This window comes from Solirhodobacter olei, from assembly GCF_004010155.1.
Taxonomy (GTDB): Bacteria; Pseudomonadota; Alphaproteobacteria; order Rhodobacterales; family Rhodobacteraceae; genus Solirhodobacter; species Solirhodobacter olei.
The window spans coordinates 284,697-302,386 of the sequence record NZ_RRYH01000007.1 but is presented as its reverse complement, the minus strand read 5'-3'; the positions used below and the strand labels follow the sequence as shown (position 1 = coordinate 302,386).

General features: G+C 67.3%; 13 protein-coding genes. 7 read left to right on the top strand and 6 right to left on the bottom strand.

Annotated elements, in window-relative coordinates:
- Positions 1-300 precede the first annotated feature (300 nt).
- The 4 genes from rimP to infB are packed head-to-tail and all read left to right on the top strand — an operon-like array spanning position 301 to position 5,713.
- The gene (gene rimP, locus EIP85_RS06960) at positions 301-918 is read left to right on the top strand and encodes a ribosome maturation factor RimP (protein WP_127901438.1); all 618 of its coding nucleotides are present in this window, start codon (positions 301-303) and stop codon (positions 916-918) included.
- A gap of 16 nt (positions 919-934) precedes the next feature.
- Positions 935-2,572, top strand: coding sequence for a transcription termination factor NusA (nusA, locus tag EIP85_RS06955; protein ID WP_127901437.1), 1,638 nt, complete (start codon positions 935-937; stop codon positions 2,570-2,572).
- A 4-nt stretch (positions 2,573-2,576) separates the two neighbouring features.
- Positions 2,577-3,209 carry an RNA-binding protein gene (locus EIP85_RS06950; protein WP_127901436.1) on the top strand — a complete coding sequence of 211 codons (633 nt, stop codon included), beginning with the start codon at positions 2,577-2,579 and terminating at the stop codon, positions 3,207-3,209.
- Positions 3,206-5,713 carry a translation initiation factor IF-2 gene (infB, locus tag EIP85_RS06945; RefSeq protein ID WP_127901435.1) on the top strand — a complete coding sequence of 836 codons (2,508 nt, stop codon included), beginning with the start codon at positions 3,206-3,208 and terminating at the stop codon, positions 5,711-5,713. The genes EIP85_RS06950 and infB overlap by 4 nt, the downstream gene beginning before the upstream one ends.
- A 293-nt stretch (positions 5,714-6,006) precedes the next feature.
- Here infB and EIP85_RS06940 read toward each other — a convergent pair whose 3' ends face one another.
- From EIP85_RS06940 to EIP85_RS06930, 3 genes are read right to left on the bottom strand one after another with little or no spacing between them, the layout of a single operon-like run.
- On the bottom strand, positions 6,007-6,405 hold the full coding sequence (locus tag EIP85_RS06940; RefSeq protein ID WP_127901434.1) for a (deoxy)nucleoside triphosphate pyrophosphohydrolase: 399 nt from the start codon (positions 6,403-6,405) through the stop codon (positions 6,007-6,009).
- A 34-nt stretch (positions 6,406-6,439) separates the two neighbouring features.
- Positions 6,440-7,864 (bottom strand): bifunctional glutamate N-acetyltransferase/amino-acid acetyltransferase ArgJ, encoded by a 1,425-nt coding sequence (gene argJ, locus EIP85_RS06935; RefSeq protein WP_127901433.1) that lies wholly within the window; start codon positions 7,862-7,864, stop codon positions 6,440-6,442.
- A 35-nt stretch (positions 7,865-7,899) separates the two neighbouring features.
- The gene (locus EIP85_RS06930; protein ID WP_241559910.1) at positions 7,900-8,826 is read right to left on the bottom strand and encodes a peptidylprolyl isomerase; all 927 of its coding nucleotides are present in this window, start codon (positions 8,824-8,826) and stop codon (positions 7,900-7,902) included.
- A gap of 183 nt (positions 8,827-9,009) precedes the next feature.
- Between EIP85_RS06930 and secA the strand changes: the two genes are divergently transcribed.
- Together secA and EIP85_RS06920 are read left to right on the top strand one after the other, a co-directional pair.
- Positions 9,010-11,736: a preprotein translocase subunit SecA gene (secA, locus tag EIP85_RS06925; RefSeq protein ID WP_127901432.1), complete on the top strand. Its 2,727-nt coding sequence runs from the start codon at positions 9,010-9,012 to the stop codon at positions 11,734-11,736.
- Positions 11,737-11,909: 173 nt separating this feature from the next.
- Positions 11,910-12,821 carry a hypothetical protein gene (locus EIP85_RS06920; RefSeq protein ID WP_127901431.1) on the top strand — a complete coding sequence of 304 codons (912 nt, stop codon included), beginning with the start codon at positions 11,910-11,912 and terminating at the stop codon, positions 12,819-12,821.
- On the opposite strand, the gene radC is transcribed toward EIP85_RS06920, so the two are convergent.
- The 3 genes from radC to dnaK all read right to left on the bottom strand — a co-directional run bounded on the left by radC (position 12,822) and on the right by dnaK (position 16,876).
- Positions 12,822-13,586, bottom strand: a complete 765-nt coding sequence (gene radC / locus EIP85_RS06915) for a RadC family protein (protein ID WP_127901430.1) — start codon at positions 13,584-13,586, stop codon at positions 12,822-12,824.
- A gap of 149 nt (positions 13,587-13,735) precedes the next feature.
- Entirely contained in the window at positions 13,736-14,887 is a 1,152-nt protein-coding gene (gene dnaJ, locus EIP85_RS06910; RefSeq protein WP_127901429.1) for a molecular chaperone DnaJ, read from the bottom strand.
- 66 nt (positions 14,888-14,953) lie between these two features.
- Positions 14,954-16,876, bottom strand: a complete 1,923-nt coding sequence (gene dnaK / locus EIP85_RS06905; protein WP_127901428.1) for a molecular chaperone DnaK — start codon at positions 16,874-16,876, stop codon at positions 14,954-14,956.
- Between the two features lie 183 nt (positions 16,877-17,059).
- Here dnaK and EIP85_RS06900 point away from each other — a divergent pair, with 183 nt between their 5' ends.
- Entirely contained in the window at positions 17,060-17,671 is a 612-nt protein-coding gene (locus tag EIP85_RS06900; RefSeq protein ID WP_164871658.1) for an alpha-ketoglutarate-dependent dioxygenase AlkB family protein, read from the top strand.
- Positions 17,672-17,690: the final 19 nt, after the last annotated feature.

The window sequence follows — 17,690 nt, the reverse complement described above, 5'->3', positions numbered from 1 at the left end:
AATGAATGCGCACCCTACGGCGTCTTGCTCGGATAAGAGGGCCGGTGCCCGCCCGTCAGGCCGGAGGCGTGCCAACGTATGGTGGCGCACCGAAGGTGCGACGGGGCGGACGGGCGCTGGCCCCGCGGGGCTCTCGCACCGCTGTTTCGGGCCGAGGGGCCCACTCCCCCGCGAAGGCGCTTGCAGACTCACCCGCGCTGGCCTATATCGCCTTCAACAGCGGCGCTTCGGGGTCCAAACCTGAAGCCCACCGGAGGGATGGACGGGCCGCGCGCCCGTCTTTTTATTTTCGGATGCCGGATGACCGACCTGATCGCCAAGACTGCCATCGACCGGCGCCTCGCCGAGATCGTGACCCCGACCATCGAGGGGCTCGGCTATGAACTGGTGCGCATCCGCCTGATGGGCGGCAACACCCGCACGCTGCAGATCATGGCCGACCGCCCCGAGGGCGGCATCGAGGTCGAGGACTGCGCCAAGATCTCTACCGCCGTGTCGGCCGTGCTGGACGTTGAAGACCCGATCGAGGAGAACTACGTCCTCGAGGTCTCCTCCCCCGGGATCGACCGGCCGCTGACCCGGCTGAAGGATTTCGACATCTGGTCCGGCTGGGAAGCGCGGATCGAGACCACCGAGCTGATCGACGGCCGCCGCCGCTTCAAGGGGTTCCTGCAGGGCACCGAGGGCAACGAGGTGCTGATCGAGATCGAGGGCGGCAAGGACGAGGACCCGGTGACGATCGGCCTGGACTTCGACTGGCTCTCGGACGCGAAGCTGGTGCTGACCGACGAGCTGATCACCGAGATGCTGCGCCAGAAGAAGGCCTCCGGCGTGATCGACGAAAGCCAGTTCGACGAGATCGAAGACGACGAGGATGAGGGCGGCGACGAGGACACACCCGCGCCCGTGAAACACTGAGCCCCAGGAGACGATGATGGCAATCACCTCTGCCAACCAGCTGGAACTTCTGCAGACCGCCGAGGCGGTGGCGCGGGAGAAGATGATCGACCCGGACCTGGTGATCCAGGCGATGGAGGACAGCCTCGCCCGGGCGGCAAAGTCGCGTTACGGGGCCGAGCTGGACATCCGCGTGCATATCGACCGCAAGACCGGCCGCGCCACCTTCACCCGCGTCCGCACCGTCACGCCGGAGGAGGAGATCGAGAACCACTCCGCCCAGCTGACGCTGGACCAGGCGAAGCGGATCAAGCCGGATGCCGAGATCGGCGAGGAGCTGATCGACGAGGTGCCGCCGGTCGAGATGGGCCGGATCGCGGCGCAGTCGGCCAAGCAGGTGATCCTGCAGAAGGTCCGCGAAGCGGAGCGCGACCGCCAGTTCGAGGAATTCAAGGACCGCAAGGGCACGATCATCAACGGGATCGTCAAGCGCGAGGAATACGGCAATATCGTCGTCGATATCGGCCGTGGCGAAGGCGTGCTGCGCCGCAACGAGAAGATCGGCCGCGAAAGCTATCGCCCGAACGACCGCATCCGCTGCTACATCAAGGATGTGCGCCGCGAGGCGCGGGGCCCGCAGGTCTTCCTGAGCCGCACCGATCCGCAGTTCATGGCCGAGCTGTTCAAGATGGAAGTGCCGGAGATCTACGATGGCATCATCGAGATCAAGGCCGTCGCCCGCGACCCGGGCTCGCGCGCCAAGATCGCCGTGATCTCCTATGACGGTTCGATCGACCCGGTCGGCGCCTGTGTCGGTATGCGCGGCAGCCGCGTCCAGGCCGTGGTGAACGAGCTGCAGGGCGAGAAGATCGACATCATTCCGTGGAACCAGGACCAGGCCACGTTCCTTGTGAACGCGCTTCAGCCGGCCGAGGTTTCCAAGGTCGTCATCGACGAGGAAGCCGGCAAGATCGAGGTCGTGGTGCCGGACGAGCAGCTGTCGCTCGCCATCGGGCGGCGCGGGCAGAACGTGCGGCTGGCGTCGCAGCTGACCGGGCTCGATATCGACATCATGACCGAGGCCGAGGAAAGCCAGCGCCGGCAGGCCGAGTTCGCCGAGCGTACGCAGCTGTTCATCGACACGCTGAACATCGACGAGATGATGGCGCAGCTTCTGGTCGCCGAAGGCTTCACCAACCTCGAGGAAGTGGCCTATGTCGAGCAGGACGAGCTGCTGTCGATCGACGGTTTCGACGAGGACACCGCCGAGGAGCTGCAGGCCCGCGCCCGCGACTTCCTGGAAGAGCAGAACCGCAAGGCGCTGGAACATGCCCGCGAGCTGGGCGTGGAGGACAGCCTGGTTCAGTTCGAGGGGCTGACGCCGCAGATGGTGGAAGCGCTGGCCGAGGACGGGGTGAAGACGCTCGAGGACTTCGCGACCTGCGCCGACTGGGAGCTGGCCGGCGGCTGGACCACAGTCGACGGCGAGCGCCAGAAGGATGAGGGCGTCCTCGAAAAGTTCGAGATGAGCCTGGAGGAAGCCCAGCACCTGATCATGACCGCTCGGGTCATGCTTGGCTGGGTCGACCCGGCGGAGCTGGAAGCGCTCGATGCCGAGCCTGAGGAGGGCGAGGCGCTCGAGGGTGCGGCCGCCGAGGGCGCGGAGGAGGCCTGAGAGCATGACGCGCGGCGGCGCCGGAAAGGCGGCGGACGAGCCTGAGCGCCGCTGCATCGTGACTGGAGAGGTTCAGCCCAAGGGTGGGCTGATCCGCTTCGTCGTCTCGCCGGCCGGCGAGGTCGTTCCCGACATTCTCGGGCGGCTGCCAGGGCGGGGCATCTGGGTCTCTGCCGACCGGGCGGCGATCGAGAAGGCGGCGAAGAAGGGACTGTTCGCGCGTGCGGCCAGGCAGGCCGTGACGGCGCCCGAGGGGCTGGCGGCGGATGTCGAGGCCCAGCTCGCGCGCCGGGTGGTCGATCTGGTCTCGCTCGCGCGGAAAGCGGGCGAGGCGGTCGTCGGCTACGAGAAGGTGAAAGACTGGCTTGGCAAGGACCGCGCGGCGGTCCTGATCCAGGCCTCGGACGGGTCTGAACGGGGCAAGTCAAAGCTCCATCCACCGGCGGGTCCGGACAGCCTCATCGGCTGTCTGAGCCGTCAGGAAATGGGTTTGGCATTCGCCCGGGAACATGCGATACACGGCGCGCTTGCGGCTGGTGGACTCGCAACCCGTGTTGTAGAGGAAGCGGCAAAGCTCGCGCGGTTGCGCGGGCTGAACGGCGGCGGCGCTGCCGGGAAGGATACGAAAGACGCATGAGCGATACTGACGGCAAGAAAACGCTGGGGCTGGGAACGCGGTCGGGTCAGGTGAAGCAGAGCTTCAGCCACGGCCGGACGAAGAACGTCCTGGTTGAGACCAAGCGCAAGCGCGTTGTGGTGCCGAAGCCCGGCCCGGCCGGGGGTGCTGGTGCAGGCAAGGCGGGGCCGGTCGGCGACCCGTCGCGCCGTCCCGCGGGCATCAGCGATGCGGAGATGGAACGCCGGCTGAAGGCGGTTCAGGCCGCCAAGGCGCGCGAGGCCGACGAGACGGCCGCGCGCGAAGCCGAGGCGCGCGCCCGCGAGGAAGAGCGCCAGCGCAAGCGCGAGGAGATGGAAGCCAAGGAGCGCGAAGAGCGCGAGCTGGCCGAAGCCCAGAAGCGCAAGGCCGAGGAAGAGGCCCGCGCCAAGGCGGAAGCCGAGGCCGAGGCCGCCCGCGAGGCGGCTGCCAAGTCCAGCCCGGCTGCGGCCGCGGCCCCGGGCGAAGCGCCCGCCGCTCCGCGCGGCGGCGCCCCGGCCCGGCCCCCGGTCCAGCGCAAATCCGAGCGCGAGCGCGAGGAACGCGGCGACAACCGCAACGGCAAGGGCCGTGCCGGCGACGAGGGCCGCCGCGCGGGCAAGCTGACCCTGAACGAGGCGCTTGCGGGCGAAGGCGGGCGTCAGCGCTCGCTGGCCGCGATGAAGCGCAAGCAGGAGCGGGCCCGCCAGAAGGCCATGGGCATGAACGTCAAGGCCGAGAAGCAGGTCCGCGACGTGCAGCTGCCGGAGACGATCATCGTCTCCGAGCTTGCCAACCGGATGGCCGAACGGGCCGCCGACGTGGTCAAGTCGCTCATGAAGATGGGCATGATGGTCACCATGAACCAGACCATCGACGCCGACACCGCCGAGCTGGTCATCGAGGAATTCGGCCACCGCGCAACCCGCGTCTCCGAAGCCGACGTGGAGCAGGTGATCGACACGGTCGAGGACAAGGCGGAAGACCTCGTCTCCCGTCCGCCGGTCGTGACCATCATGGGCCACGTCGACCACGGCAAGACCTCGCTTCTGGATGCGATCCGCAAGGCGAACGTCGTTTCCGGCGAAGCCGGCGGGATCACCCAGCACATCGGCGCCTACCAGGTGACGACCGAATCGGGGGCGGTTCTGACCTTCCTCGACACGCCGGGCCACGCTGCCTTCACCTCGATGCGTGCCCGCGGTGCGCAGGTGACGGATATCGTCGTGCTCGTGGTCGCCGCCGATGACGCCGTGATGCCGCAGACGATCGAGGCGATCAACCACGCGAAGGCGGCCAAGGTGCCGATGATCGTGGCGATCAACAAGATCGACAAGCCGTCGGCCAATCCGCAGAAGGTGCGGACCGACCTGCTGCAGCACGAGGTGGTCGTGGAGGCCATGTCGGGCGACGTGCAGGACGTGGAGGTCTCGGCCACCACGGGCCAGGGCCTTGACCAGCTGCTGGAAGCGATCGCGCTGCAGGCGGAAATCCTGGAACTGAAGGCGAACCCGAAGCGGGCCGCGCTTGGCGCCGTGATCGAGGCGCAGCTGGACGTCGGCCGTGGGCCGGTGGCGACCGTGCTGGTCCAGAACGGCACGCTGCGCAAGGGCGACATCTTCGTCGTCGGCGAGCAGTGGGGCAAGGTGCGCGCACTGCAGAACGACCGTGGCGAGCGCGTGGACGAGGCCGGACCTTCGGTTCCGGTCGAGGTTCTCGGCCTCAACGGCACGCCGCAGGCCGGTGACGTTCTCAACGTCGTCGAGACCGAGGCGCAGGCGCGCGAGATCGCGGACTATCGCGAGAGCGCCGCGAAGGACAAGCGCGCGGCGGCGGGTGCTGCCACGACGCTGGAACAGCTGATGGCGAAGGCCAAGGCCGATGCCAACGTGGCCGAGCTGCCGATTCTGGTGAAGGCCGACGTGCAGGGGTCCGCCGAAGCGATCGTGCAGGCGATGGAGAAGATCGGCAACGACGAGGTCCGGGTGCGGGTTCTGCATTTCGGCGTCGGCGCGATCACCGATACCGACGTGGGTCTGGCGGAAGCCAGCGGCGCGCCGATCCTGGGCTTCAACGTCCGGGCCAATGCCTCTGCCCGTGCCAGCGCCAACCAGAAGGGCGTGGAGATCCGCTACTACTCGGTGATCTACGACCTGGTGGACGACGTGAAGGCGGCGGCCTCGGGCCTGCTGTCGGCCGAGGTGCGCGAGCACTTCATCGGCTATGCCCAGATCAAGGAGGTCTTCAAGGTCTCCGGCGTCGGCAAGGTGGCGGGCTGCCTGGTTACCGAGGGCGTGGCGCGGCGGTCTGCCGGCGTGCGGCTTCTGCGCGACGACGTGGTGATCCACGAGGGCACGCTGAAGACGCTGAAGCGCTTCAAGGACGAGGTCAAGGAGGTCAACTCCGGCCAGGAATGCGGCATGGCCTTCGAGAATTACGAAGACATCCGCCCCGGCGACGTCATCGAAATCTTCGAGCGCGAGGAGGTCGAGCGCAAGCTCGCCTGATTCCGCCCGGAACGGACGAAAAGCGAAGGCCGGGGGTACATTGCCCCCGGCCTTTCTTGTTCTTGCCAAGACAGTATCAGCTGGAAGAGCGGCCCGGTCCGGCGCGACACCCTTGCGCCGCGGGTGCGCGGACCCCGGGCTGCGCGGCGCCCAACATATTGTTGCCCGCCGCCGCAACACCCCCAACGATTGCAATTTTACCGGAGCGGGCGCGGAATGGCACATCAATTCCGCCACATTCCCGACAAAGTTCGACGGCGTTGCCCTTCTGCGTCAGGACGGCCCGCCAGGGCCTAGAGCCAGTCGCGCAGGATCGGGATCAGCGGCAGGTCGGCGGGCGGCATAGGGTACTGGCGCATCTCGGCCGGGCGGACCCATTTCAGCACCTGGCCCTCGCGCGCCTGGGGCGTACCCTCCCAGCGGCGGCAGGCGAAGAGCGGCATCAGCAGATGGAAATCGTCATAGGCGTGGCTGGCGAAGGTCAGCGGCGCGAGGCAGCTTTTCCAGGTCTCGATGCCCAGTTCCTCGTACAGTTCGCGGATCAGGGCGGCCTCGGGGCTTTCCCCGGGTTCGACCTTGCCGCCGGGAAACTCCCAGAGGCCCGCCAGCGACTTGCCTTCGGGCCGCTGTGCCAGCAGCACGCGGCCGTCGACGTCGATCAGGGCGACGGCGGAGACGAGGATGACCTTCATGCGCGTCCCCTGCCCTGCCCGGCCCGCCCGCGGGTCACGACCGGTAGTCGGCGTTGATGTCGATGTAGCGATGGGTGAGGTCGCAGGTCCAGACGGTCTTCGCGCCACGGCCGAGACCTAGGTCGACGCCGATCCGGATCTCCGGCAGCTTCATCGCGGCGGCGCCGTCGGCCTCGCTATAGGAAGGCGCGCGCCAGCCCTTCTCGGCCACCAGGATGTCGCCGAAGTGGATGGTCAGGCGGTCGCGGTCGGCCTCTGCCCCGGATTTGCCGACGGCGGCGACGATGCGGCCCCAATTCGGATCCTCGCCCGCGATGGCGGTCTTCACCAGCGGCGAGTTGGCGATCGACATGGCGACCTTGTGGGCGTCCTCGCGGCTGGCGGCGCCGGTGACGCGGACCTCGACGAACTTGGTTGCGCCCTCGCCGTCGCGGACGACCTGCTGGGCGAGGTCGGTCATGACGGAGCGGAGCGCGGCCTCGAAGGCGCGGGCCTCGGGCGTGCGGGGCTTGATCTCGGGCAGGCCGGACTGGCCGGTGGCGGCGAGGATCAGCGCGTCGGAGGTGGAGGTGTCGCTGTCGACGGTGATGGCGTTGAAGCTGTCGTCGAGGTTGCGGCTGAGCATCTTCTGCAGATTGGCGCGGGAGATCTTCGCGTCGGTGAAGATGTAGACCAGCATGGTCGCCATGTCGGGCGCGATCATGCCCGAGCCCTTGGCGATGCCGGCGATGTGGATCTTGCCGTCCGTGCCCTCGATCTCGGCCGAGGCGCCTTTCGGGAAGGTGTCGGTGGTCATGATGGCGCGGGCGGCCATCTCGATCCCGTCCGCGGAAAGCGCCTCGCTCAGCTCGCCGATCTTGGCGGTGATGCGGTCATGCGGCAGCGGCTCTCCGATCACGCCGGTGGAGGAGGAGAAGACGCGGGCGGCGGGCATGCCGAGCGCCTCTGCCACCGCGCCGGTGACACGGTCGACAGCTGCCTGGCCGTTCGCGCCGGTGAAGGCATTGGCATTGCCGGAGTTCACGATGATCGCGGCGCCGGCGGCTTCGTCGGGCGTCTTGATCGCGAGCTTGGCCTGGCAGTCGAGCACGCAGGCCGCGCGCGTGGAAGAGCGGGTGAAGGCCCCGGCGATCACGGTGCCGGGGTCGAGGCGGACCAGCATCACGTCGGTCCGGCCCTTGTAGCGCACCCCGGCCTCGACAGCGGCGAAGCGCACGCCGGCGATGACGGGGAGCGCCGGGAAGGCGGCGGGGGCAAGCGGGGAGACGATGACCGTCTTGGCCTTGGCGACCGGAGCCGGGGCCGAGGAGGAAGCGGCGGCGGGGGCCTCGGCGGCCTCCGCCCCTTCGTCCACCGGGGCGTCCTTCAGCTTCTTGCGAAGCTTCGAGAGCTTGGAGCGGAGGGTCTTGGCCTCCGTCTTCCAGTCCGTCTTCTCGACCTTGGCGCTCTTCTTGGCCATCGCCGCCTCCGCTGAAATTGCCCCCGCAGGGGAACCTAGTTGGAAATCAGGCTCTCGTCGCTCAGAAGTTTCGGATCGATGCCGCTATCCGTCTTCTCGATCTTGGCGCCGTCGGTGAGCGTCTTGATCTTCGCGGCCACGGCCTCGGACTGAAGCTGCTTGGCGAGGTCGTTGCGCACGTCGTCCAGCGTCGGCTTCTTGGCCGGGCGGGTGGCGATCAGCTTGATGATGTGCCAGCCGAACTGGGTCTGCACCGGGTCGGAGATCTGGCCGGGCTTCAGCTTCATCACGGCGTCCTCGAAGGGCTTCACCATCATGCCGGCGCCGAACCAGCCCAGGTCGCCGCCGTTCTGGGCGGAGCCGTCCTTGGAATCCTTCTTCGCCAGCGTGGCGAAATCGGCACCCTTGTCGAGCTGGGCCTTGATGTCCTTGGCCTCCTTCTCGGTCGGGACGAGGATATGGGCGGCGTGATATTCAAGGCCGGGCTGGAAATTCGCGAATTTCTTGTCATAGGCGGCCTGAAGCGCCTTTTCCGAAGTGGCGTCGGCGGTCACGCCTTCCAGCACCAGGTTGGCCACGAAGGCGCGCTTGGTGTTGGCGAGCTGAAGCTGCTGGCGGGTGGACAGCTTGCCGGCGACCGACTGCTCCAGCATGGTCTGCTGGATGATCTGGTCGAGGATGCCCTTGAAGAGGACGGCATCGTCGAGCTGCTTGTACTGCGGCGGCAGCTGGTCGCGCAGGGCGATCATCTCGCCGAGCGTGATCTTCTGGCCATTGACCGTGGCGACGACGGTTTTCGCCGTGACGGTCGCGCCGGTCTTGGAATTGGTGGTGGAGGGGGCCGCATCGGCGGCGGTGGTGGTGCTGCCAGAGGTGGTGGCCGTCGCGCTGTCTGCCATGACCGGGGTGGCCATGCAGAGCGCAAGCGCACCGGCAAGGCACAATTTCGCAATTTTGAGCATGTTGGGCTGACTCCTGCTAGGGACGCGGGGTCCCGCGACGTTGACACTCTTCCGGCAGCCGCTTACATCGCCCATGTCGTGTGAGCAATGGACGCCGGGTCCGCCCCGGTGTTCTAGGCAAGGCCGCGCCTGCGGGCAAGGCATAGCCTCAGGCGCGGCGTCAGGACGGAACGCGGAGACAACATGCTCGGGCTCGGAACTCTCGCCAAGAAGACGTTCGGCACGGCCAACGATCGCAAGGTCAAGGTACGGCGCCCGCTGGTGGCGAAGATCAACGCGCTGGAGCCGGAGTTCCAGAAGCTCAGCGACGACGAAATCCGCGCGAAGACGCTGGAGTTCAAGGACCGCTACGCCAACGGCGAAACCCTGGACAGCCTGCTGCCGGAAGCCTTCGCGAACTGTCGCGAGGGGGCCCGCCGGGCGCTAGGCCTGCGCGCCTTCGACGTGCAGCTGCTGGGCGGGATCTTCCTGCATCAGGGCAATATCGCCGAGATGAAGACCGGTGAAGGCAAGACCCTCGTCGCGACCTTCCCAGCCTATCTGAACGCGCTGGCCGGCAAGGGCGTGCATATCGTCACCGTGAACGACTACCTCGCCAAGCGCGACGCCGACTGGATGGGTAAGGTCTTCGGCCAGCTCGGGCTGACCACGGGTGTGGTCTATCCGTTCCAGGCCGACGAGGAGAAGCGGCTCGCCTACCAGGCCGACATCACCTATGCGACCAACAACGAGCTGGGCTTCGACTACCTGCGCGACAACATGAAGTCCGAGCTCTCCGAGATGGTGCAGCGCGATCACTTCTACGCCATCGTGGACGAGGTCGACTCCATCCTCATCGACGAGGCGCGGACGCCGCTGATCATTTCCGGCCCGAGCCAGGACCGTTCCGAGCTTTACAACACGATCGACAAGATCATCCCGGAGCTGGTGGAAGAGCACTATACGCTGGACGAAAAGCAGCGGACGGCGACCTACACCGAGGACGGCAACGAATTCATGGAGCAGCGGCTCCACGAGACCGGGATCCTGCCGGAGCACCAGACGCTCTACGATCCGGAATCGACCACCATCGTTCACCACGTCACCCAGGCGCTGAAGGCGCACAAGCTGTTCCAGCGCGACAAGGACTACATCGTGCGCGATGGCGAGGTGATGCTGATCGACGAGTTCACCGGCCGGATGATGAAGGGCCGGCGGCTTTCGGACGGCCTGCACCAGGCCATCGAAGCCAAGGAACATGTCGAGATCCAGCCCGAGAACGTGACGCTGGCGAGCGTGACCTTCCAGAACTACTTCCGCCTCTACGACAAGCTGGCGGGCATGACCGGCACGGCGATGACCGAGGCCGAAGAGTTCATGGAGATCTACAAGCTCGGCGTGATCGAGGTGCCGACCAACAAGCCGATCGCCCGGCAGGACGACCACGACCAGGTCTTCCGCACCGCGCGCGAGAAGTACGACGCCATCGTCGAGACGATCAAGGACGCCAGCAGCAAGGGCCAGCCGATCCTCGTCGGCACGACCTCGATCGAGAAGTCGGAATTCCTGTCGGACATGCTGAAGAAGGAAGGCATCGCGCATAACGTTCTGAATGCCCGCCAGCACGAGCAGGAAGCCAAGATCGTTGCCGATGCCGGCAAGTTCGGCGCCGTGACGATCGCCACGAACATGGCCGGGCGCGGCACCGACATCAAGCTGGGCGGCAATGTCGAGATCTCGGTGATGGAGGCGCTCGACGCCAATCCCGACGCCGACCCCGACGAGTTGCGCGCCAGGATCGAGGCGGAACACGCCGAGGAAGAGAAGAAGGTGCTGGAGGCCGGCGGCCTTTTCGTGCTGGCCACCGAGCGGCACGAAAGCCGGCGGATCGACAACCAGCTGCGCGGCCGTTCGGGCCGCCAGGGCGACCCGGGCCGGTCGTCGTTCTTCCTGTCGCTGGAAGACGACCTGATGCGGATCTTCGGGTCGGAGCGGCTTGATTCCGTCCTCTCCAAGCTGGGGATGAAGGAAGGCGAGGCGATCGTCCATCCCTGGGTGAACAAGAGCCTGGAGAAGGCGCAGGCGAAGGTCGAGGGGCGCAACTTCGACATCCGCAAGCAGCTTCTGAAGTTCGACGACGTGATGAACGACCAGCGGAAGGTGATCTTCGGCCAGCGTCGCGAGATCATGGAGACGGAGGACCTGTCCGACATCGTCCAGGACATGCGGCATCAGGTGATCGACGATCTGATCGACGATTTCATGCCGCCGAAGACCTATGCCGACCAATGGGACACCGAGGGCCTGCACACCGCGCTGATCGAGCACTGCGCGCTGGAGCTGCCTGTCGCCGAATGGGCGGACGAAGAGGGCGTGGACCAGGAAGTGGTGCGCGACCGGATCTACGAGGCCGCCGACAAGCTGGCGGCCGAGAAGACCGAGCAGTTCGGCGAAGAGACCATGCGCTCTGTCGAGAAGCAGGTTCTGCTGCAGACCATCGACGGCAAGTGGCGCGACCACCTGCTGACGCTGGAGCATCTGCGCTCGGTCATCGGGTTCCGGGGCTATGCCCAGAAAGACCCGCTGAACGAGTACAAGACCGAGGCGTTCCAGCTGTTCGAATCGATGCTGAACGCGCTGCGGATCGACGTCACCCAGCGCCTGGCGCAGGTGCGGCCGCTGACCGAGGAAGAACAGCAGCAGATGATGGAGCAGTTCCTGGCCCAGCAGCGGGCCGAGGAAGCGTCTGCCCAGGCCTCGCATCCGGCGCTGGAAGGCGTGGGCGCGGGCGAAGGCGGCGCCGCCCCGGAACCGCTGGTCGCCGGCTTCGACGAGGCCGATCCCGCGACCTGGGGCAACCCGGGACGGAACGAGCCCTGCCCCTGCGGATCGGGCCTGAAGTTCAAGCATTGCCACGGCCGGTTCGTCTGATCGACTGAGTCGCCGGCCCACCGAAAAAAGGCGCGCGGCCCGGCCTGGGCCCGCGCCTTTTGCCGTTTCCCCGGGCCCCGGCCCAATTCTCCCCGCCCGACGCCACAGGCCTGCCACGCAGGTGCCTTAATCATTTATTAACCCGTCTGAAACCGCCACATGAGGACGGTTCCATGACGGACCATAGACGCAATATAGCCATGGTTGCCGCCACCTTCCTTCTGGCAGCCGCAACCGGCCAATTTATGCAGAACAGCGCCCCCGCTGGCGGGCACCTGCCCGGGGTGCCGCATCTCGTGGCGCCCGAGGCCCTGGCGGGGCTTCCGACCGCGCAGCCGGTGCCAGCCCTTCCTGCGCGCGGCCCTGTCGCCCTCGATCTGCCCGGCGAGACGAACGGGCCGGTGGTGGCACCGGCTGACCTTTCCTGCGCGGCGCATCTGGCGCTGGCGCCCGAGCCGGGGGCGATGCTGCATCTCGGCCTCTCCGCGCCCTGCAACGCCGACGAACGGGTGGATATACGGAGCAACGGGCTTGAGTTCACCCAGGCGACCTCGCCAGAGGGCACCCTGACGCTGGACATGCCGGCGATGGCCGATCCCGCGCAGGTGTCTGTCCACTTCCCCGGCGGGGCAGAGGTGGTGGCGCGCGCGCCGGTACCGGATCTCGCCGCGGTCCGCCGCGTGGCGGTGAGCTGGCGGGGCAACGCCGGCTTCCGCCTTGACGCGCTGGAATTCGGCGCGGGGGCGGGGAGCGCGGGCGATGTCTCTGCCGACAACCCGCGTGGGCCGGGGGCAGATGGCGGCTTCCTGACCCTGCTTGGCGATGCCGGGCTGCCGTGGCCGGCGCAGGCGCAGGTCTATACCGTGCCGAGGGCGCTGGACGCCGGTGGGCGGGTGCGGGTCGACGTGGCGGCCCCGGTGACCCAGGCCAGCTGCGGGCGGCAGATCGCGGGCCGGATGCTGCGCGCCGATGGCGCTGCGCCGGTGCAGGTGACGCTGGCGATGCCGCGCTGCCGGGCCGGGATCGAGGGCCAGTCGGTGGCGCTTGCCGGCCTCGGCCCGGTGCTGCGCATCGCTGCGCGCTGATCAGATATAGCCGTCCGAGCGCAGCGAGACCTCGCGCGACTTGCCTATGATCAGGTGATCGTGGAGCTGCAGCGACAGCGCCTCTGCCGCGTCGCGGATCTGCAAGGTCATGGCGATATCGGCCTCTGACGGCGTGGGATCGCCCGAGGGGTGGTTGTGAACCAGGATCAGCGCCGAGGCGTTCAGCTCCAGCGCCCGCTTGACCACCTCGCGCGGGTAGACGGGGACGTGGTCGACCGTGCCGCGGGCCTGTTCCTCGTCGGCGATGAGGATGTTCTTGCGGTCGAGGTAGAGGACGCGGAACCGCTCGACCTCGCGATGCGCCATGGCGGTGCGGCAGTAGTCCAGAAGCGCCTCCCACCCCGAGAGGACGGGGCGGTGCATCACCCGGGCGCGGGCGAGGCGCTGGGCCGCGGCCTCCACGATCTTCAGCTCCTGTATCACGGCGGAGCCGGCGCCCTGCACCTCGGCCAGCCGGTGGGTGGGGGCGGTGAGGACGCGGTTGAAATCGCCGAAGGTGTCCAGCAGGCGGCGGGCGAGCGGCTTGACGTCCTGCCGCGGGATGGCGCGGAAGAGGACGAGTTCGAGCAGCTCGTAATCCGGCATCGCCGCGGCGCCCCCCTCCATGAACCGGGCGCGCAGACGGCTGCGGTGACCCTCGATATAGGAGGGCAGCCGCCCGGGCCCGAGCGGCGCTGGCGGCGCTTCGTCGGGCGCGAAAAGCGAGGGGGAGGCTTCCCGAAAGGCAGGCGGACGCGGCGGCATGCGGAAAGGGTGCGCGCGCTCGGTGAAGGAAGAGTTAATGGGGGCCAGTGCCGCTTGTAGGCCCCCGGCCCTTCGCTTGCGCTCCGGGCGTTCGGTCCTGAAAACGCTCCACTGGAGCGTTTTCGCCCCGGCTAAGCCGGGGCCGGACCTCACCCCTTCATACCCTCCCAGAAATTCTTCACCTTGGAGAAGAACGTCTGGCCTTCCGGGTTGTTGTTGTTCTCCTCGGAAATCTTGGCGAATTCCTGGAGAAGCTCCTTCTGCCGCGCGGTGAGGTTCACCGGGGTCTCTACCGCGAGCTCGATCAGCATGTCGCCGGAGCCGCCGCCGCGCAGCGCCGGCATGCCCTTGGAGCGCAGGCGCATCTGGCGGCCGGTCTGGCTGCCGGACGGCACCTTCACCTTGCTGCGGCCGCCGTCGATCGTCGGCACCTCGATCTCGCCGCCGAGCGCGGCGGTGATGATCGAGAGCGGCACCCGGCAATAGAGCGTCATGCCGTCACGCTGGAAGATCGGGTGCTCGCGCACCTCGAGGAAAATGTAGAGGTCGCCCGGCGGCCCGCCGCGCAGGCCCGCCTCGCCCTCGCCGGCAAGGCGGATGCGGGTGCCGGTCTCCACCCCCGCGGGGATATTGACGGAAAGCGCGCGGTCCTTCTCCACCCGCCCGGCACCGCCGCAGACGCGGCAGGGGTTCTTCACGATCTGGCCCATGCCGCCGCAGGTGGGGCAGGTGCGTTCGACAGTGAAGAAGCCTTGCTGGGCACGGACCTTGCCCATGCCCGAGCAGGTCGGGCAGGTGACGGGTTCCGCCCCGCCCTCGGCGCCCGAGCCGCTGCAGGCGGCGCAGGTGACCGAAGCCGGTACGTTGATGGTTTTCTGGACGCCCTGATAGGCCTCCTCCAGCGTGACGCGGAGGTTGTAGCGCAGGTCGGAGCCACGCTGCGCCCGCGACCGGGCACCGGCCCCGCCGCCGCCACGGCCCATGAAATCGCCGAAGAGATCCTCGAAGACGTCGGAGAAGGCGGAGGCAAAATCGCCACCGCCCGGGTGGCCGCCCATACCGCCCATGCCGCCGCCCTCGAAGGCAGCGTGGCCGAAACGATCATAGGCGGCGCGCTTCTGATCGTCCTTCAGCGTGTCATAGGCCTCGTTCGCTTCCTTGAACTGCGCCTCTGCATCCGGGTTCGAGGCGTTGCGGTCCGGGTGCAGTTCCTTTGCCTTCTGACGATAGGCTTTCTTGATCTCTTCCGGCGACGCACCCTTCGCGATGCCGAGAACCTCGTAGTAATCCCGCTTTGCCATCCGGTACCCCTTGACGGCGGAAGCGGCCCGATGCGTCCGGGCCGCTTCCCCCTCGTGATTGTGCCGTTACGAGCGGTTCTTCTTGTCGAGGTCCTCGAAGTCGGCATCGACGATATCCTCGTCGACCGACCGCGGGCCATCCTCGTCGGCAGGCTCGCCGGCGCCGGTGTCCGCCTCGGACTGCTGGGCCTTGTAGATCGCCTCGCCGAGACGCATCGACGCCTCGGTGACGTTCTGGATGCCGCCCTTGATCTTGCCGACATCCTCGGTCTTCAGCACGTCTTCCAGCGCGCCGATGGCAAGCTCGATGGCTTCGATGGTCGACTGGTCGACCTTGTCGCCATGCTCTTCGATCGACTTGCGGGTGGAGTGGATCAGGCTTTCCGCCTGGTTCTTCGTCTCCACCAGCTCGCGCCGGGTCTTGTCGGCGTCGGCATTGGCCTCGGCGTCCTTGACCATCTTCTCGATCTCGTCATCCGAGAGGCCGCCGGAGGCCTGGATGGTGATCTTCTGCTCCTTCCCGGTGCCCTTGTCCTTGGCGGAGACCGAGACGATGCCGTTGGCGTCGATGTCGAAGGTCACCTCGATCTGCGGCATGCCGCGCGGGGCGGGCGGGATGTTCTCGAGGTTGAACTGGCCGAGCAGCTTGTTGTCGGCCGCCATCTCGCGTTCGCCCTGGAAGACCCGGATCGTCACCGCGTTCTGGTTGTCCTCGGCAGTGGAGAAGATCTGGCTCTTCTTCGTCGGGATCGTGGTGTTGCGGTCGATCAGCCGGGTGAAGACGCCGCCCAGCGTTTCGATGCCGAGCGAAAGCGGCGTGACGTCGAGCAGCACGACGTCCTTCACGTCGCCCTGCAGAACGCCGGCCTGGATCGCCGCGCCCAGCGCCACGACCTCATCCGGGTTCACGCCCTTGTGCGGCTCCTTGCCGAAGAACTTGGTGACCTCTTCGATCACCTTCGGCATCCGGGTCATCCCGCCGACGAGCACGACCTCGTCGATGTCGTCCTTGGAGACACCGGCATCCTTCAGCGCGGCCTCGCAGGGTTTCATCGACTTCTTGATCAGGTCGCCGACGAGGCTTTCCAGCTTCGCCCGGGTCAGCTTCATCACCATGTGGAGCGGCGTGCCGCCGTTCGGATCCATCGAGATGAAGGGCTGGTTGATCTCGGTCTGGCTCGACGAGGAGAGCTCGATCTTGGCCTTTTCGGCGGCTTCCTTGAGCCGCTGCAGGGCCATCTTGTCCTTGGTCAGGTCGACGCCATGCTCTTTTTTGAACTCCTCGGCGAGGTAGTTCACGATGCGCATGTCGAAGTCTTCACCGCCGAGGAAGGTGTCGCCGTTGGTGGACTTCACCTCGAAGAGGCCGTCGTCGATCTCGAGGATGGTGATGTCGAAGGTGCCGCCGCCGAGGTCATAGACGGCGATGGTCTTGGTTTCCTTCTTGTCGAGCCCGTAGGCCAGCGCGGCGGCCGTCGGCTCGTTGATGATGCGGAGCACCTCGAGCCCGGCGATCTTGCCGGCGTCCTTGGTGGCCTGACGCTGGGCGTCGTTGAAGTAAGCCGGGACGGTGATGACGGCCTGCGTCACATCCTCGCCCAGGTAGCTTTCCGCGGTTTCCTTCATCTTCTGAAGGATCATCGCGGAGACCTGGCTGGGGGAATATTTCTCGCCGCGGATTTCAACCCAGGCGTCGCCGTTGCCGCCGTCGGTGATGTGGTAGGGGACGAGCTTCTTGTCCTTCTCCACTTCCGGGTCGGTCAGCCGGCGGCCGATCAGGCGCTTCACGGCAAAAACGGTGTTGGTGGGGTTGGTCACGGCCTGACGCTTGGCCGACTGGCCGACGAGCCGTTCGCTGTCGGTGAAGCCGACGATGGACGGCGTGGTGCGGGCCCCTTCGGAGTTCTCGATCACACGCGGCTGCGACCCGTCCATGATGGCGACGCAGGAGTTCGTGGTCCCGAGGTCGATCCCGATGACTTTAGCCATTTGTGTTCCTCTTCCTTCGGCGATGTTGAGGGGCAGGCCCGGATACGGCACCCGTCCCAGATCCCAAATCCTGACCGGGCGCAGATGGCCCGACCGTGCTTCCCGGCGTATATAAGAGGGGGGCCTAGGGGCTGCAAGCGCCCCATGGGCCTGAAAACCGTGTCGGGACAGGGAAAGACGCGCATGGCGGAGGCATCGGCGCTGGATCTGAACGGGGTGGCGGTGCATCCCGGCTATCTGGACGCCGGGGCGCAGGCGGCGATGGTGGAGGATCTGCGCGGCGTGATCCGCGCCGCGCCGCTCTACGCGCCGGTCACGCCCTCGGGCAAACCGATGAGCGTGCGGATGACGGCGGCGGGCCGCTACGGCTGGTTCACCGACCGAAAGGGATACCGCTACGAGGAGCGCCACCCGGCGGGCGGCGCCTGGCCCGCGATACCGGAAAGCGTGCTGTCGGTCTGGCGCGATCTCGTCTCGGCCGAGCGCATGCCGGATTGCTGCCTGGTCAACTTTTACGCCGAGGGCGCGCGGATGGGCCTGCACCAGGACCGGGACGAGGCCGATTTCACCTGGCCGGTGCTGTCGATCTCGCTGGGGGACGAGGCGCTGTTCCGGGTCGGCGGGACCGCGCGGAAGGATCCGACGCGGAGCGTCTGGCTGCGCTCGGGCGACGTGGCGGTGATGGGGGGCGCGGCGCGGCTGGCCTATCACGGCATCGACCGGGTGCGGCCGGGAAGCTCCGCCCTGCTGCCGAAGGGCGGGCGGATCAACCTGACGCTGCGGGTGGTCGATTAGGCAGAAACAGGGACTGATG

Bases quoted from the DNA above. Each gene is read 5' to 3' on its own strand.
- infB (WP_127901435.1), top strand. From the start codon at position 3,206: ATGAGCGATACTGACGGCAAGAAAACGCTGGGGCTGGGAACGCGGTCG.
- argJ (WP_127901433.1), bottom strand. From the start codon at position 7,864: ATGGCCAAGAAGAGCGCCAAGGTCGAGAAGACGGACTGGAAGACGGAG.
- EIP85_RS06940 (WP_127901434.1), bottom strand. From the start codon at position 6,405: ATGAAGGTCATCCTCGTCTCCGCCGTCGCCCTGATCGACGTCGACGGC.
- radC (WP_127901430.1), bottom strand. From the start codon at position 13,586: ATGCCGCCGCGTCCGCCTGCCTTTCGGGAAGCCTCCCCCTCGCTTTTC.
- EIP85_RS06930 (WP_241559910.1), bottom strand. From the start codon at position 8,826: ATGCTCAAAATTGCGAAATTGTGCCTTGCCGGTGCGCTTGCGCTCTGC.
- secA (WP_127901432.1), top strand. From the start codon at position 9,010: ATGCTCGGGCTCGGAACTCTCGCCAAGAAGACGTTCGGCACGGCCAAC.
- dnaJ (WP_127901429.1), bottom strand. From the start codon at position 14,887: ATGGCAAAGCGGGATTACTACGAGGTTCTCGGCATCGCGAAGGGTGCG.
- EIP85_RS06950 (WP_127901436.1), top strand. From the start codon at position 2,577: ATGACGCGCGGCGGCGCCGGAAAGGCGGCGGACGAGCCTGAGCGCCGC.
- dnaK (WP_127901428.1), bottom strand. From the start codon at position 16,876: ATGGCTAAAGTCATCGGGATCGACCTCGGGACCACGAACTCCTGCGTC.
- nusA (WP_127901437.1), top strand. From the start codon at position 935: ATGGCAATCACCTCTGCCAACCAGCTGGAACTTCTGCAGACCGCCGAG.
- rimP (WP_127901438.1), top strand. From the start codon at position 301: ATGACCGACCTGATCGCCAAGACTGCCATCGACCGGCGCCTCGCCGAG.
- EIP85_RS06900 (WP_164871658.1), top strand. From the start codon at position 17,060: ATGGCGGAGGCATCGGCGCTGGATCTGAACGGGGTGGCGGTGCATCCC.
- EIP85_RS06920 (WP_127901431.1), top strand. From the start codon at position 11,910: ATGACGGACCATAGACGCAATATAGCCATGGTTGCCGCCACCTTCCTT.